This window comes from Dyadobacter arcticus, from assembly GCF_011762185.1.
GTDB classification, from domain to species: domain Bacteria; phylum Bacteroidota; class Bacteroidia; order Cytophagales; family Spirosomataceae; genus Dyadobacter; species Dyadobacter arcticus.
In genome coordinates this window covers 1,472,612-1,486,681 of record NZ_JAASQJ010000001.1, presented here as the reverse complement: position 1 = coordinate 1,486,681, position 14,070 = coordinate 1,472,612, and the positions used below count along the sequence as shown (strand labels likewise).

General features: G+C 43.0%; 16 protein-coding genes and 2 tRNA genes. 9 read left to right on the top strand and 9 right to left on the bottom strand.

Features of this window, described 5'->3' with window-relative positions:
• The first annotated feature begins 18 nt into the window (after positions 1–18).
• From glgX to FHS68_RS06305, 4 genes are read left to right on the top strand one after another with little or no spacing between them, the layout of a single operon-like run.
• Positions 19–2,193 (top strand): glycogen debranching protein GlgX, encoded by a 2,175-nt coding sequence (glgX, locus tag FHS68_RS06320; protein ID WP_167268223.1) that lies wholly within the window; start codon positions 19–21, stop codon positions 2,191–2,193.
• Between the two features lie 59 nt (positions 2,194–2,252).
• Positions 2,253–2,618, top strand: a complete 366-nt coding sequence (locus tag FHS68_RS06315) for a YtxH domain-containing protein (protein ID WP_167268221.1) — start codon at positions 2,253–2,255, stop codon at positions 2,616–2,618.
• Entirely contained in the window at positions 2,618–3,076 is a 459-nt protein-coding gene (locus tag FHS68_RS06310) for a YsnF/AvaK domain-containing protein (RefSeq protein WP_167268220.1), read from the top strand. Before FHS68_RS06315 ends, FHS68_RS06310 begins: the two co-directional genes overlap by 1 nt.
• Before the next feature lie 21 nt (positions 3,077–3,097).
• On the top strand, positions 3,098–4,084 hold the full coding sequence (locus FHS68_RS06305) for a YsnF/AvaK domain-containing protein (protein ID WP_167268218.1): 987 nt from the start codon (positions 3,098–3,100) through the stop codon (positions 4,082–4,084).
• A gap of 96 nt (positions 4,085–4,180) precedes the next feature.
• Here FHS68_RS06305 and FHS68_RS06300 read toward each other — a convergent pair whose 3' ends face one another.
• The 7 genes from FHS68_RS06300 to FHS68_RS06270 form a co-directional block, all read right to left on the bottom strand.
• Entirely contained in the window at positions 4,181–4,438 is a 258-nt protein-coding gene (locus tag FHS68_RS06300; RefSeq protein ID WP_167268216.1) for a GlsB/YeaQ/YmgE family stress response membrane protein, read from the bottom strand.
• A gap of 177 nt (positions 4,439–4,615) precedes the next feature.
• Positions 4,616–4,689, bottom strand: a tRNA-Ala gene (locus FHS68_RS06295).
• A 107-nt stretch (positions 4,690–4,796) separates the two neighbouring features.
• Complete coding sequence (locus FHS68_RS06290) at positions 4,797–4,973, bottom strand: hypothetical protein (RefSeq protein ID WP_167268215.1); 177 nt, start codon at positions 4,971–4,973, stop codon at positions 4,797–4,799.
• Between the two features lie 75 nt (positions 4,974–5,048).
• Entirely contained in the window at positions 5,049–5,585 is a 537-nt protein-coding gene (locus FHS68_RS06285) for a 3'-5' exonuclease (protein ID WP_262889575.1), read from the bottom strand.
• Positions 5,586–5,679: 94 nt separating this feature from the next.
• Complete coding sequence (locus tag FHS68_RS06280) at positions 5,680–6,702, bottom strand: energy transducer TonB (RefSeq protein WP_167268212.1); 1,023 nt, start codon at positions 6,700–6,702, stop codon at positions 5,680–5,682.
• A 36-nt stretch (positions 6,703–6,738) separates the two neighbouring features.
• Complete coding sequence (locus FHS68_RS06275) at positions 6,739–7,092, bottom strand: PadR family transcriptional regulator (protein WP_167268210.1); 354 nt, start codon at positions 7,090–7,092, stop codon at positions 6,739–6,741.
• 89 nt (positions 7,093–7,181) lie between these two features.
• A complete protein-coding gene (locus tag FHS68_RS06270; RefSeq protein WP_167268209.1) occupies positions 7,182–7,652 on the bottom strand; it encodes an Lrp/AsnC ligand binding domain-containing protein in 471 nt (156 codons plus the stop codon).
• Between the two features lie 528 nt (positions 7,653–8,180).
• Between FHS68_RS06270 and FHS68_RS06265 the strand changes: the two genes are divergently transcribed.
• Positions 8,181–8,705 carry a hypothetical protein gene (locus FHS68_RS06265; RefSeq protein ID WP_167268207.1) on the top strand — a complete coding sequence of 175 codons (525 nt, stop codon included), beginning with the start codon at positions 8,181–8,183 and terminating at the stop codon, positions 8,703–8,705.
• A 54-nt stretch (positions 8,706–8,759) separates the two neighbouring features.
• Here FHS68_RS06265 and FHS68_RS06260 read toward each other — a convergent pair.
• A tRNA-Asp gene (locus FHS68_RS06260) sits at positions 8,760–8,833 on the bottom strand.
• Positions 8,834–8,992: 159 nt separating this feature from the next.
• Here FHS68_RS06260 and FHS68_RS06255 point away from each other — a divergent pair.
• From FHS68_RS06255 to radC, 4 genes are all read left to right on the top strand, one after another.
• The gene (locus tag FHS68_RS06255) at positions 8,993–10,093 is read left to right on the top strand and encodes a Nif3-like dinuclear metal center hexameric protein (RefSeq protein WP_167268205.1); all 1,101 of its coding nucleotides are present in this window, start codon (positions 8,993–8,995) and stop codon (positions 10,091–10,093) included.
• Positions 10,094–10,191: 98 nt separating this feature from the next.
• Positions 10,192–10,938 carry a zinc ribbon domain-containing protein gene (locus FHS68_RS06250; RefSeq protein ID WP_167268197.1) on the top strand — a complete coding sequence of 249 codons (747 nt, stop codon included), beginning with the start codon at positions 10,192–10,194 and terminating at the stop codon, positions 10,936–10,938.
• A 63-nt stretch (positions 10,939–11,001) separates the two neighbouring features.
• Positions 11,002–12,531: a tetratricopeptide repeat protein gene (locus FHS68_RS06245; protein WP_208408178.1), complete on the top strand. Its 1,530-nt coding sequence runs from the start codon at positions 11,002–11,004 to the stop codon at positions 12,529–12,531.
• Positions 12,532–12,593: 62 nt separating this feature from the next.
• Positions 12,594–13,298: a RadC family protein gene (gene radC, locus FHS68_RS06240; RefSeq protein WP_167268195.1), complete on the top strand. Its 705-nt coding sequence runs from the start codon at positions 12,594–12,596 to the stop codon at positions 13,296–13,298.
• Positions 13,299–13,321: 23 nt separating this feature from the next.
• On the opposite strand, the gene FHS68_RS06235 is transcribed toward radC, so the two are convergent.
• The gene (locus FHS68_RS06235; RefSeq protein WP_167268193.1) at positions 13,322–14,056 is read right to left on the bottom strand and encodes a LytR/AlgR family response regulator transcription factor; all 735 of its coding nucleotides are present in this window, start codon (positions 14,054–14,056) and stop codon (positions 13,322–13,324) included.
• Between the last annotated feature and the right edge of the window lie 14 nt (positions 14,057–14,070).

Sequence of the window (14,070 nt, the reverse complement as noted above, 5' to 3'; positions counted from 1 at the left end):
ACACTAATGGAGTTAGCTATGGATCACAGAATACAAAATGAAATCCTTGAAGCACCCGACTCACTCCAAATCAACGTTCGACCGGGAATGCCTTATCCGCTGGGTGCGACCTGGGATGGCGAGGGTGTCAACTTTGCAATTTTTTCGGAGAATGCGACAAAAGCTGTGTTGTGCCTTTTTGGAAGTCAGGAAGACAGTCAGGAGAATGTAAAAATTGAAATTGAAGAGGTAACCCATCATATCTGGCACGTGTATGTGCAAGGTATTGGCCCCGGTCAACTGTATGGTTACCGTTTTGAGGGGCCGTATGACCCAAAGGCCGGGCATCGCTTCAATCACAACAAATTGGTAATTGATCCTTACGCAAAAGCGCTATCGGGATCGATAGACTGGGACGATTCTCTGTTCAGCTATCAGACTGGCAGTAAAGAAGAGGATTTATCTTTTAGTGAAACGGATAGTGCGCCGCACCTGCCCAAATCCATTGTCATCGATCAAAACTTTGATTGGGAAAATGACCGGCACCCCAAAATACCTTACCATGATACGATTATTTATGAAGCCCATGTAAAAGGTTTGACCATACTTCATCCCGGAATTCCGGAGGAAATCCGAGGAACCTATGCCGGGATCGCGCATCCCGAAATGATCCGCTATTTGCAGCAGCTGGGCATTACAGCTATTGAGTTAATGCCTGTTCATCACTTCGTTGCAGACAGGCACTTAATCGAAAAGGGACTTACCAATTATTGGGGATACAATACGCTAGGTTTCTTTGCACCGGAAATTACTTATGCAAGTGATCGTGAAAACGGAAACCACGTGATCGAGTTTAAACACATGGTGAAACAATTGCATGCGGCTGGTATTGAAGTGATTCTGGATGTTGTGTATAACCATACCGCCGAGGGAAACCATCTGGGGCCGACTTTTTCATTTAAGGGAACAGATAATGTTTCCTATTATCGGTTAACCGAAGGCGATCCGCATCATTACATGGATTACACCGGTACTGGAAACACCCTGAACACACGATTGCCCTATGTTCTCGCTATGATCATGGACAGTCTGCGGTATTGGATCACCGATATGCACGTGGATGGTTTCCGTTTTGACCTGGCATCTACATTGGCCCGAACGTTGAATGACACAGACACATTGGGATCGTTTTTCAACATTATTCACCAGGATCCTATCATCTCACAAGTCAAACTGATTGCCGAACCGTGGGATATCAATGATGATGGATACATGGTCGGCAAGTTTCCACCTGGGTGGGCGGAGTGGAACGATAAGTACCGCGATTGCGTGCGTGATTTCTGGCGGGGAGCAGAAAGTAAGCTAGCTGAATTTTCAGAGCGTTTTACGGGCAGTCCTGACTTATATCAGGGTGACTACCGCAGTCCAACAGCGAGTGTCAATTTGGTGACAGCCCATGATGGTTTTACGCTTCATGACCTCGTAAGCTATAATAAGAAGCATAATGAGGCCAATGGCGAGGACAATAAAGACGGGTCGAATAATAATAATTCCTGGAACTGCGGGGTAGAGGGCCCTACTGACGATCCTGAAATCACTGCATTGCGTAAGAAGCAGAAGCGCAACATGTTAACAACCTTATTTCTTTCTCAGGGAGTGCCAATGCTTGTTGCGGGGGACGAATTGGGCCGCACTCAGGGTGGCAATAACAATGCTTATTGTCAGGATAATGAAATTTCATGGATCAACTGGGAGCAAGCCGATCAGAAACTTCTTGAATTTACAAAAGGGTTGATCTGGTTTTCCAAAAAGCACCCCTCATTCCGTCGCCGGCGCTGGTTTCAGGGGTTGCCAGTGAAGGGTTCCGAGTTGGATGATATCCGCTGGTATTTGCCGGAAGGTACTGTTATGTCTGATGAAAACTGGGAGTATGACTTTGCGAAGTCCATGGGTATCTATTTGAATGGCAATGGGATCCGGTGCGTCAACTACGATGGACAGAAAATTACCGACGATAGTTTTTACATTATTTTTAATGCGCATGAACAGTCGCTGGAATATAAATTACCAGCGGATAAATGCGGCCTATCGTGGCGAAAAGCAATCGACACCAGCGATGGTTTCATTGGAGAAGGAAGTGAAGGATTTTCAAAAGACAACACCGTCATAGTGCAGGGCCGTTCTGTGCTTGTCATGAAATATCATTTGAATTAATCGTGATGTGTTGGCACGTTTTTCGCTTATGGCGTTATTCAAACCAAAACAATAATACGATGAGCTCAAATTATGAAGATGACGAAAGAGAAGATTCTAACGGCGGCGGTTTTGCGCTAGGTCTTTTGATTGGCGCTACGGTTGGTGCCCTGGCTGCAATGTTATTTGCGCCAAAGTCAGGATACGAAACCCGCCAGCAGCTGAAAGATATGGCGGATCAGCAAAAGGACAATCTCAAAAATCAATGGGAACAGACCAAAGTAAAGGCTGCTGAAGCCGTGGATATGGCGAAAGAAAAACTGAATACGGTTGCCGAGCAAACAAAAGGTACCGTTGACGCTGTTGCGGAGAAAGCAAAGGGGACAGTTGACCACCTTGCTGACGAGACAAAAGCCACTGTTGACAAATTCCAAAAACGTTATTGATGTCAATCGGGGAACTTGATTCAGAAGCGATCAATGATGGATTAAATGCTGGCGAGACGCTTAAAATTCCTGTCATCGCTGAAAAGCTGGTAGTTACTTCTGAGCGCATTGAAACTGGCCGCGTTCTGGTTTCAAAGCAAGTTTTTGAAGAAGAAGCTCTTTTCGAAGGTTTCGTCAAAACTGAGGAAGTGACTGTGGAGAGGAAAGAAATTAACCAATATGTAGAAACGGCCCCGGCAGCTGTGAGGCAGGAAGGGGACGTAACAATTATTTCGGTAATTAAGGAGGTGTTGGTGGTTGAAAAGCGCCTGATGCTGGTAGAGGAAATTCACCTTACAAAGCGTCAGTATCAAGATCCGAAGACATTTTCTGAAATGCTGAGAAAAGAAGAAGTTACCATTGATAGAAACACTTCAGGCACGGAAATTTATAAATCGGCCGAAAACCAACAAAGTTAACAACCTTTTAAATTAACAATCATGTCAAATACAGTAGTAGGAATCTTCGAATATGAAAGCGATGCGCAGGAAGCGCAGAATTATTTATTGGCGAATGGATTTGCTGATGGGGATGTGGACATTAAAACGGCATCTTACAAATCGGAAACTGATACTGCGCCAGTGAAAGATGATAATGATGATGTAATGGACCGCATTGGAAACTTTTTCAAGGACCTTTTTGACGGTGATGAAGAAGAGACAAAGCGTTATTCAGAAGCTGGAAAGCGTGGCACGATCGTAACGGTACATGCGGCCACAGCAGCCGAGGCAGAGGCCGCAGCAGCAATTCTAGACGAATATGGCGCAGTTGATGTGAATGAAAGTGCCGCTAATTATTCTTCGAACCAAGGTTACTCTGGAACAGTTACTGGTAGTTCAGTTGATTCTTATGTGGAGAATACCTCAGACACATATGAGGACAAGACATTGGATAACTATGGAGAAAAGACATTGGATACATATGAGGATAAAACATCAGATACTTATGGAGATAAGTCACTGGGCACATATGAGGATAAAAACCTTGAAACTGTTACAGACCGTTCATTTGTTTCCGATGATTCCGATGATGATTCCAGGTCACTGCCAGTGATCGAAGAAGAACTTCAGGTTGGAAAACAAGAAGTTGAAACGGGCGGTGTGCGTCTCAGAAGTCGCATCATCGAACGTCCTGTCCAGGAAAGCATTCGTTTGCGTCAAGAGCAAGTAACCGTCAACAGGACCCCTGTTGACCGCGCTGCTTCTGACTCGGATTTTGCTACTTTCAAGGAAGGTACAATAGAAATGAAGGAATATGCCGAAGTACCGGTGGTAAGCAAGGAAGCGCGTATCATTGAAGAGGTGAGTTTGAACAAAACCGTGGATGAACGCGATGAGATCATCAACGAAACCGTGCGGAATACAGAAGTGGAGGTTGAAGACCTTACTGATGAGGAAAGAGTACGACGGACTGGTTTGGATTTGTAACCAGTGATGATAAAAAAATGGTTGCAGATATCGTAAAGATACCTGCAACCATTTTTTATTGTTAGACCATATCTGCAATCAAATCTCCGCTGTCCATTAGGTCGACCTAGTAGCCACCTTTCTGTAAATAAATAAAAGGATCACCGCTCCCAAGATGGCTACAAATAGGCTGCCGATGTTGAAACCATCAACAGTTCCATAACCAAGCATGGACGAAATCCAGCCACCAATCACAGCTCCGACGATACCAATAATAATAGTAACGATGAAACCGCCCGGGTCTTTACCAGGGTGAATTGCTTTCGCGATCGCACCAGCGATAAGTCCGATAATAATCCAAGTGATAATTCCCATAAGTCTGATAAGTTTGTTAGTTCTTCATTGAAGCATAAAAAACTATGCCGTCTCAGTACAGACTTGCTATTGGGATAGGTGTTTTTATTAAGATTTGTGTTGAAGAGTTATCTGATTTTGGCTTACAAAAAAAGGCCTTCCGATTGGAAGACCTTTAAGATTATACTTAGCAGTGTGTGGAGAATATCGGATTCGAACCGACGACCTCTTGCATGCCATGCAAGCGCTCTAGCCAACTGAGCTAATCCCCCGTGTTCAAACAGAGCTCCTTTTGAGGAGTGCAAAGATGAACCAGAGAATTTTTAGAAGCAAGCATCGCGATAATTTTAGTTTCAGGTATTAAGTGTGCTTATTTATATCACCGTCGTCCACCACCAAAGGCTTTGGACAGCGCCCAGATCACCACGGCAACAATTCCTACAACCAGGATCACCCCGGTCCAAACCCCTGTTTGGAAGATAGAACCAATTGCTTCACAACTTGTAAGCGTAAGTGTTACGAGAAGGATTACCAGGTAATTAATAAATGGTTTCATCGGAAGGAAAGTTTAGAATGGAAAATTTATTCCAAAATCATAAAAAATCATTCCAAGTAAAAATGTGGAAAGCGTTTACTGATAAAAATCGGTTGGGATGTGTTTTTGCCGATCATTTAGCAGAAGCATTTCGAAAAGCCGAACCGTAGCTTTCGCGTCGCCATGGGCTCGGTGACGATCTTCAATGCCTATCTCGAGGCTCTCACAAAGATTTCCAAGGCTGTATGACCGAAGTCCTGGAAAGATTTTTCTGCTCAATTGCACGGTGCATAAGAGGTCTCTCTGAAAATATTCATCCAAAGCGCCGAATTCTCTCTTGATGAATCCATAATCAAACCTGGCATTGTGGGCTACAAACCAGGCATCCTTGGTCAAAGCTCGAACAGAATCCTGGACATCGTAAAAGGTAGGGGAATCGGCCACCATTGCATTGTCTATTCCGGTAAGACGGGTAATAAACGGTGGGATATATATTTCGGGATTGACGAGGGAATGAAATACATCAACGATCTTCACCCCGTCATGCCTGAAAACCGCTATTTCGGTAATGCGTGCCGCTCCGCCCCCTCCCGTAGTTTCTATATCAACAATAGCGTACATGCAAACAAGCAACTGTCTTTGATTGTAATACAAAAAAACGAAAAAATCCCCGCCGAAGCGAGGATTTCCTTCAAATAACGGGAGGCATTTACGCAATACCGGAAATCTAATTGAGCTGAAAAGCGATAGGTAAAGTAAACCGAACACGAACTGGTACACCTGCCTGACGGCCCGGTAACCAACTTTGCATCAGCTTTACAACCCGCACCGCTTCTTCATCGCAGCCAAATCCAATTCTTTTCAATGCTGTTGCATTCTCCACTTTTCCATCAGAACCTACTGTAAATTGTACGAAAACCCTTCCCTGAATTCCGGCCCTTAACGCCTGGGACGGGTATCTAAGATTTTTTTGCAGAAATGCGGTCATCGCTTCTACCCCACCCTGGTATTGGGGCGCCTGCTCAACATTTAAAAATGTTTCCTCTTTTTTGACCTCCACTTCCGCGATTGCCGATTTTGCAGAGCCGGTTTCAGGAGCAGGTGGCACTATGATTGTGATATCTTCAATACCGTCTAATGTTCTTGCCGCTGGCTGGGCCTTTTCCAACTCCTCCATCAAAGGCGGAAGATTTTCAATTTCAACCTGATCGTCCGGCAGTACTTCTGGTGGCAGGGACCGGATCGTTTTTGGCGCTGGTGATGGCTCTACCTCCTGGACCGGAAGTTTTGGAAGCATCTCACGAATATTGATCGGGTTTGCCTCAACAATGTATGCAATGTCATCGGGCTTGGGATCCGGGACGAGACGCGCATATAAGTTGGGAAACATAACAATCATCAGGAACAAGGCAACCCCCATCATTACAGACCTTTGGATAGTCTGACCGTAACCTCTCCTCAAATCATAAGCCCCGTAAAGCTTATTACGATTTTCAAAAACGATGTCATTCAAAGATTTTTCCATGGCTAACAGATTTTTATGATCAACACTTAAGTCGAGCAGGATCTGACCATCGGCAGCTTCTTTTATATTGGTAAAGATCTGCTCAAAAGGTTTACCATCCCACAGACGCTCTTCTGCCTCACAAGCCAGATGATCCAGGATTTCCGGAAGCAACTCCGAATCCAGCTTGTTTGATTTTAAATATTCATTTATCAAATCAATGCGATCTTTCTGAAGGCGTTTCATAGTTGATCTGTTTAAATATTTGCCATTTAACTGATGCTATTCGGTTGCAAGATTCCTTGGTGCCAGCAGTAATCTTACTGCTTCCATAAAACGTTCAAGATCATTGGTTTTATTACGCGCAGCCTCGTTACCAGGGGTCGTAAGCGAATAATATTTTCTTAACCTTCCGTCCACTTCCACTGACTCGGTAATCAGCATGCCTTCTTGTTCTAATTTATGAAGGACTGGGTAAAGCGCCCCAAATGTGAGGGCAATTGCGCCCCCTGTCCTTTCTTTTACTTCCTGTGTTATTTCATATCCATACATCCGTTCGTGTTCAGCCAGCAAATTCAGTACAATGGTTTTTAATGTACCCCGGACATATTCGTTGCTCGTCGTGTTATTCTCCATGAGTTAAAATTTGATTGACCAAATATATATAAGTTTTTTATATATACAACACAAAGATAAGTTTTTTCTGGCCCTGTCGTCTGGAATTTTCAGCTTTCAGCCAAGGGAATGGAGCGGTTAATTCTTTCCTCCAAGGAAATGAAGGTTTCGGTACGTTGTATCCCGTTGACCTTCTGTATTTTATCGTGCAAAATTTCACGTAGGTGACCAGTGTCACGACATACGATTTTCAGAAATATGCTATATATACCCGTCGTATAGTGAATGTTTACTACTTCGGGAATTCCCTCCAATGCGGTCGCTACCTGTTCATATAATGAACTTTTATCCAGATAAATTCCGAGAAATGCGCTGATATCCCAACCAAGTTTGGCTGGATCAATAACAAGCTGGGAGCCTTTTACAATTCCCATTTGTTCCAGCTTCTTCATTCTGACATGAACCGTACCTCCCGAGACAAAAACCCTTTTCCCAATCTCTGTGTACGGTAACGCAGCATTTTCAATGAGCAAGGAGAGAATGCGCAAATCCGTACTATCGATATCTGAATATTTTTGCATTTAGTACATTATGTTTGAATATTTCATAACAAAACAATTCAATTTATGTAATGTTTGTAAATTTTGACAATTTTTAATGAAAAAATTTTATATTTATATTCAGAATTTTTAGTTTTGCACAACCAATTGTGGAACTAGTTGCATTTACTACGTTTATAATTTGGAAATCACATTGTAGGGTGATGAAATTGGCAGCCATGCCCTCCTGTCTCGGGGGTGGTGAATAAGGGATAAACGCGGCATAATGCCGACTTACGTCGACTGGGGTGGACCACCAACAGTATTTGTACCGTAGCTAACCGCACCGTGGGTGGTTCGAATCCCCCTCCTACAGCAAAAAAAAACTTGACAAGCGAATATTTTCGTATTAGATTTATTTGGTTTTTAGTTTGTTGATGAAGTGTAATTTGACACGCGGGTTCATCTTGAAACCTGCGTGTTTTTTTGTGGGCAGCTCACGAATAGGCCATCTTATTTTTGACGATCTTTTTGCTACATTCGGCTCATATACAATCCAATATTGTCCAGATGAACCGAAAACAAATACCTAGACCGAGGTTGGCATTTTTTAAAAATTGCGGACTGCTATCCCTGATTCTCTTATTGTCGTTTACAATATCCTATGATAATTCCAAGGGCAAACTGCTTTATAACACGAGTAAAAAATCCTTCGACCTCAACCTGAACTTTGTGCACTTCATCGTGGGTCCCGATTCTTTTGACCCCAATAAGAAAATCAGAAGGTTAATTTTCACGGAGAAAAGTCTGGATGCCAAGATAAAATCCTGTGACGTTATGAATTGTACAGATCCGGAAATTGAGGGGATACAGGTGGATCTGGATGCGGCGCACCGTATTTTGTACTGGGTAAATCTGAATGGACAGCTCGTCCAGTACTCAGGAACTGCACCTTATGAGGAACTTACCTTAACCACCGATTCAAAGGAACAACTGGCCGGTACACTGAAATTTGATCACTCGGTGGCAGGTGGACCGATGGTAGATGTTACATTTAATGCAAAAATATTGAAGACATTTGCCAAGGTAAGGTAGAATTCCTGGGCTGGGTTACAATGAAAAAAGCCCGGACAAATCCGGGCTTTTTTGCGGTCTGGACGGGACTCGAACCCGCGACCCCATGCGTGACAGGCATGTATTCTAACCAACTGAACTACCAAACCAGCTTATTCTACGGCACTTTTTCGTAAAACGTGATGCAAAACTACCATTATATTTTTCCGTTGCAATACTTGGCTCATCAAATTAGTTATTTTCTTTGCAAAATCAGATAGGCCAAAAAGCAAATATTCTGAAAATGAAATAGTTGTAGATAATACGAAATGACATATATAAAGGACATCACGAATGAACTTGAAAAACTTGCCCCGCTTGCGTATCAGGAGGGGTACGATAACGCTGGTTTGCTGGTAGGTTCTTCCGAAACAGAGGTTCAGGGGATCTTATTCACACTGGACGTTACCGAAAAAATAGTCGACGAGGCAATTGAAAAACAATGTAACCTCATTGTCGCTCATCATCCGATCATCTTCAAAGGGCTTAAAAAGCTAAACGGGAAAAATTATGTAGAGCGCACAGTAATCAAGGCCATTAAACATGACATTGCCATTTACGCAACCCATACCAATCTCGATCACGTTACAAACGGTGTTAACTGGAAAATCGCAGAACAGCTCGGTCTTACCAATGTGAAGGTCTTAGCACCAAAAAAGCAGTGGTTGACCAAACTCACTTTTTTTGCCCCAATTGAAAACACGAATTCGATCCTGAATGCACTTTTTCATATAGGGGCGGGGAAAATTGGGCAGTATGAGCAATGCAGCTTCCGGACCAAAGGTACTGGCACCTTTTTGCCAGGCGAGTTTGCCAATCCAACGATTGGCACGCAGGGAAAGCTGGAAGAAGTGACGGAGGAACGTATCGAAGTTATGTTTCCCTCCTACCTTGAATCAAGAATTCTCTCTGTTCTTCGCTCGGCACACCCTTATGAGGAGGCAGCTTATTACCTTTCTTCGCTGGAAAATGAGAACCAGGAAGTGGGAGCCGGCGCAGTGGGTGAATTGCCTGCTGAAATGACAGCCCAAGATTTTCTTAAACATCTGAAAAAAGAAATGCAGGTTAATGTTATTAAACATACCAAAGCCGTTTCTGGCACCGTAAAACGCGTTGCGATTTGTGGTGGAGCGGGAAGTTCTTTATTATCAAATGCGATCGAGGCTAAGGCGGACGTCTTTGTTACTGCCGACTATAAATATCATGAGTTCTTCGATGCCGAAAACCGGATTATGATCTGCGATATCGGACATTATGAGAGCGAAGTCTTCACGAAAAATTTACTGCATCACTATTTATCAGGAAAATTTAGTAATTTTGCACTCTGTTTGTCAGAGGTCAATACCAATCCGGTTCAGTATTTTGTATAGAAAGCAATTTCATCAACTTATTTGTCTGATTATCTGTTGAAAATCCTGCAAGCGACCTTCACTTATTACGCATTGAAACACGTCCATTAAAGACATACATGGAAAACACAATCGCACAAAAATTAGATGCTCTCCTGAAATTGCAGGAAATAGACTCAAGCCTTGATGAAATACTAAAAACCCGCGGCGACCTTCCAGAAGAAGTTCGTGACCTGGAAGACGAAATTATCGGTTTTGAAACCCGTCTTAGTAAATTTAAGAGTGAAATTGCCAATCTGAATACTGAAATTGACAACTTCAAAAATGCTCAGAAAGACGGCGAAAAATTGATTAAAAAATACAAGGATCAGCAAATGAATGTTCGCAATAACCGCGAATATGATGCGATCACCAAGGAAGTAGAGTTGCAAGAATTGGATATGCAGCTTGCAGACAAGAAAATTAATGAAGCAAAAGCCCGCATTCGCCTGATCGAAGAAGATGCTAACCGGGCAGAATCGGTTTTGAACGAAAGAAATGAAGATCTGAAAGCCAAAAAAGGCGAGCTGAACGTCATCACCAGCGAAAGCGAATCGGAAGAAAAAGGGTTAATCGCGGAAAGAGAAAAGCATATCAAGAAGATTGAAGATCGCTTATTGAAATCCTATCAAAAAATCCGGGATAACTCGATGAACGGACTTGCCGTTGTGCATGTTTCCCGAGGTGCTTGCGGTGGTTGTTTTAGCATCGTCCCGCCGCAACGCCAGGCTGATATTCGTGAGCGTAAAAAATTGATCGTTTGCGAACATTGCGGTCGTATTCTGGCTGACGTGGAAAGTGTTGAACCAGTTCATCAGCGTAGATAATATTGTTTTAGTTAGATAAAAAGGTTGTCTTACCCGGACAACCTTTTTTTATGTCCCGCTCATATGATTTGGAAAAATGTACGAAAAACCAGTTATCATTTATATTTCGGCATAGTTTCGATTCTCCTGCTTATCTTATTTAAGGCAGACATTCGGGCACAACATTCGGCCGTAGAATTCTCTCCAAAACTTCAAAAGGCATATTTTGAAATTCAAAGGCTAAGAATCAATACTGCGCGACAACTCATTGACGCTGAAAGGTCTGCTCAAAATAGCAATGCATTTATTCCCTACCTGGACAATTACGCTGATTTACACTATCTTCTAATCTCCGAGGATGTCAATGCGTACAGGCAGCTTTCCAGCCAGCAAGACAAAAGACTCGAGTTAATTGGGAAATTGCCGGATAGTTCTCCTTATAAGCGCTTTTTCCAGGCTGAAATACGAATGCACTGGGCGTTTGCCAAATTGAAATTTGGAAACGAAATAAGTGGCTCATGGGAGATTATCAAAGCCTATCGACTGCTTGAAGACAATCGAAAAAGGTTTCCCCAATTTCTTCCAACATTGAAATCCCTGGGCCTCCTCCATGTCCTTATCGGTTCAATACCTGATCATTACAATTGGGTAACCAAAGTCCTTGGATTGAAGGGAAATATAAAATTGGGTATTAAAGAAATTCAGGCGGTTGCAAACACACAATCTCTTTTCCAACAGGAAGCCGAACTAATTGACCTTCTATTACATGCCTATACTTTAAAGTTATCAGCTGCTCAGCAAAGCAAAATACGCGCTTGGCCCCGTGAGCAACCCGATAATCTGCTGATTCATTTTTTTGCAACGACGGTTTTGATGAAAGAAGGAAATGGTGAAGAAGCAGCCCATTACTTAGCGGATGCGCCGTCGGGCCCTGCTTATATCCTCTTTCCTTTCCTGCATTATTTGCAGGGAGAAATTGAGTTACAAAAGGGTGAATATGAAAATGCGTCCGCGGAATATATCCTATTTCAGAAACAGTACAGAGGATTCAATTACTTGAAGGACAGCAATTTAAAGCTATTCATGTGTAAATGGCTCGCTGGAAAGGATAGTGACGCGAATGTATTTATAAATAGAATTAGAACATCCGGCAAGACCATTGTGGAGGGCGATCAGTTCGCGGCGGCATTTGCGGACGACTTTTTAAATGGAAAAATTAACAATCAGCAAAAGATCCTTTTCAAAGCCCGTTATGCAACAGACGGGGGTTTCTTAACCAAAGCCGCAGACTTAACCGAAACCGTTTCTGAAAAGTCCTTCAACTCATTAAAAGAGAAGGCTGAATATAATTATCGCAAGGGTAGAATTTTGCAAAAATCAGGGCGCACTGAACAGGCAATCTCTTATTATGAACGTGTTATGGAATTTACCGATAATAGCGCTTCGGGCTTCTCTGCTTCGGCTGCGCTCCAGTTGGGATATATTTATTTTGAAAAAAGTGAAAACCCAAAAGCTAAAACCTACTTCAAAAAGGCCATTTCTTTCAAAAACCACGAATACAAAAATAGTATTGATAACAAAGCCAGGGCGGCACTTACAGATTTGGGGGAATAAGTGACGTGACTTTTCGGCAGGTAATACGTCTAAGGATTATATCCGATCTGAAACTACCGAGTATGTCCAAACCTAAGAGTGAAAACGCAAGGAATATCCTTAATTGGGCCGAAGACGACAGGCCCAGGGAAAAATTAGAGTTAAAGGGCAAATCGGCCTTATCAGATGCGGAACTTATTGCGTTGCTAATTGGCTCAGGTACTTTCGACATGTCGGCAGTCGACGTCGGCAAAGTGATTATGGGCCTGGGTTACAACAACATTAATGAGTTGGCAAAGCTGGATGTAAAGGATCTGACCAAAATTAAAGGTATAGGCGTAGCCAAAGCGACCACAATTGTAGCTGCCCTTGAACTTGGACGCCGCCGAAGTGATACAATCCCGGACCAAAAGAGAAAGATTACAAGCTCAGAGGCTGTTTATCGGGAAATGAAACAATATCTTTTGGATAAGCCAAATGAGGAATTCTGGATATTGCTTTTAAACCGTGCGAATTTCGTGATCCGTGCTTTGCAGGTCAGTGTGGGTGGTATCGCTGGGACAGCTGTGGATATTAAGCTAATTTTCAAGTTGGCGATTGATCATTTGGCCAGTTCGCTGATCCTAGTCCATAATCACCCTTCCGGCCAGCTGGAACCCAGTCACGCGGACGTACTGCTTACCACACAAATAAAACAGGCAGGTCATTTGCTTGACATGCCTGTTTTGGACCATATGATTTTTACCGATGAAGGATTTTACAGCTTTACAGATTCAGGTGAAATGTAATCCGCCATGCAATTTGTTGTTTATCAAAGACTCATCAATTCTTTGAAACGGATGGCCTGACGTCGGGAAATCTCAATTTTATCTCCTCCTTGTAGGGTTACCAGTAGTCCGCCGCTAAACCAGGGTTCTATTTTTTCAATCCAATGTAGATTAATAATATGCTTGCGGTTTGCGCGAAAGTAAGTATTGGGGTCCAGGCGCTCTTCCAGGTTATTAAGTGATTTCAGTACCAATGGTTTCTGGTCGTCGAAATGCAGGCGAACGTAATTTCCCATGGATTCAAAGAGACGGATTTTGCCGAGTTTAACGAACCAGCATTTTTCACCATCTTTTACAAAAACCTGATCTGTCGCACCTAAAACCTTTTCAACCCGTTCATGTGGATGCGCGGGTGTTTCCGGCTGGGCCTGGTTTTCTTCAATGCGGTGAATGGTATCCTTTAACCTTTCCGTATCAATTGGTTTAAGCAGGTAGTCCAATGCATTGTATTCAAATGCTTTGATCGCATATTCATCATAAGCTGTGGTAAAGATTACCTCAGGGCTTTTTCCTTCAATAGACGACAACAATTCAAATCCATTTTTCCCAGGCATTTGGATGTCCAGGAATAGCAATTCGGGCTGTAATTCTTCGATCAGCACCAATGCTTCTTCTGCATTGGCCGCTTCTCCCACTATTTCAATCTTAGTGTACGGTTCGAGCAATCTTTTCAACTCATTTCTGGCTAAACGCTCGTCGTCAACAATTAAAGTTCTCATGGCAGATCAGTTAG

Bases quoted from the DNA above. Each gene is read 5' to 3' on its own strand.
- glgX (WP_167268223.1), top strand. From the start codon at position 19: ATGGATCACAGAATACAAAATGAAATCCTTGAAGCACCCGACTCACTC.
- FHS68_RS06315 (WP_167268221.1), top strand. From the start codon at position 2,253: ATGAGCTCAAATTATGAAGATGACGAAAGAGAAGATTCTAACGGCGGC.
- FHS68_RS06310 (WP_167268220.1), top strand. From the start codon at position 2,618: ATGTCAATCGGGGAACTTGATTCAGAAGCGATCAATGATGGATTAAAT.
- FHS68_RS06305 (WP_167268218.1), top strand. From the start codon at position 3,098: ATGTCAAATACAGTAGTAGGAATCTTCGAATATGAAAGCGATGCGCAG.
- FHS68_RS06300 (WP_167268216.1), bottom strand. From the start codon at position 4,438: ATGGGAATTATCACTTGGATTATTATCGGACTTATCGCTGGTGCGATC.
- FHS68_RS06290 (WP_167268215.1), bottom strand. From the start codon at position 4,973: ATGAAACCATTTATTAATTACCTGGTAATCCTTCTCGTAACACTTACG.
- FHS68_RS06280 (WP_167268212.1), bottom strand. From the start codon at position 6,702: ATGAAACGCCTTCAGAAAGATCGCATTGATTTGATAAATGAATATTTA.
- FHS68_RS06275 (WP_167268210.1), bottom strand. From the start codon at position 7,092: ATGGAGAATAACACGACGAGCAACGAATATGTCCGGGGTACATTAAAA.
- FHS68_RS06270 (WP_167268209.1), bottom strand. From the start codon at position 7,652: ATGCAAAAATATTCAGATATCGATAGTACGGATTTGCGCATTCTCTCC.
- FHS68_RS06265 (WP_167268207.1), top strand. From the start codon at position 8,181: ATGAACCGAAAACAAATACCTAGACCGAGGTTGGCATTTTTTAAAAAT.
- FHS68_RS06255 (WP_167268205.1), top strand. From the start codon at position 8,993: ATGACATATATAAAGGACATCACGAATGAACTTGAAAAACTTGCCCCG.
- FHS68_RS06250 (WP_167268197.1), top strand. From the start codon at position 10,192: ATGGAAAACACAATCGCACAAAAATTAGATGCTCTCCTGAAATTGCAG.
- FHS68_RS06245 (WP_208408178.1), top strand. From the start codon at position 11,002: ATGATTTGGAAAAATGTACGAAAAACCAGTTATCATTTATATTTCGGC.
- radC (WP_167268195.1), top strand. From the start codon at position 12,594: ATGTCCAAACCTAAGAGTGAAAACGCAAGGAATATCCTTAATTGGGCC.
- FHS68_RS06235 (WP_167268193.1), bottom strand. From the start codon at position 14,056: ATGAGAACTTTAATTGTTGACGACGAGCGTTTAGCCAGAAATGAGTTG.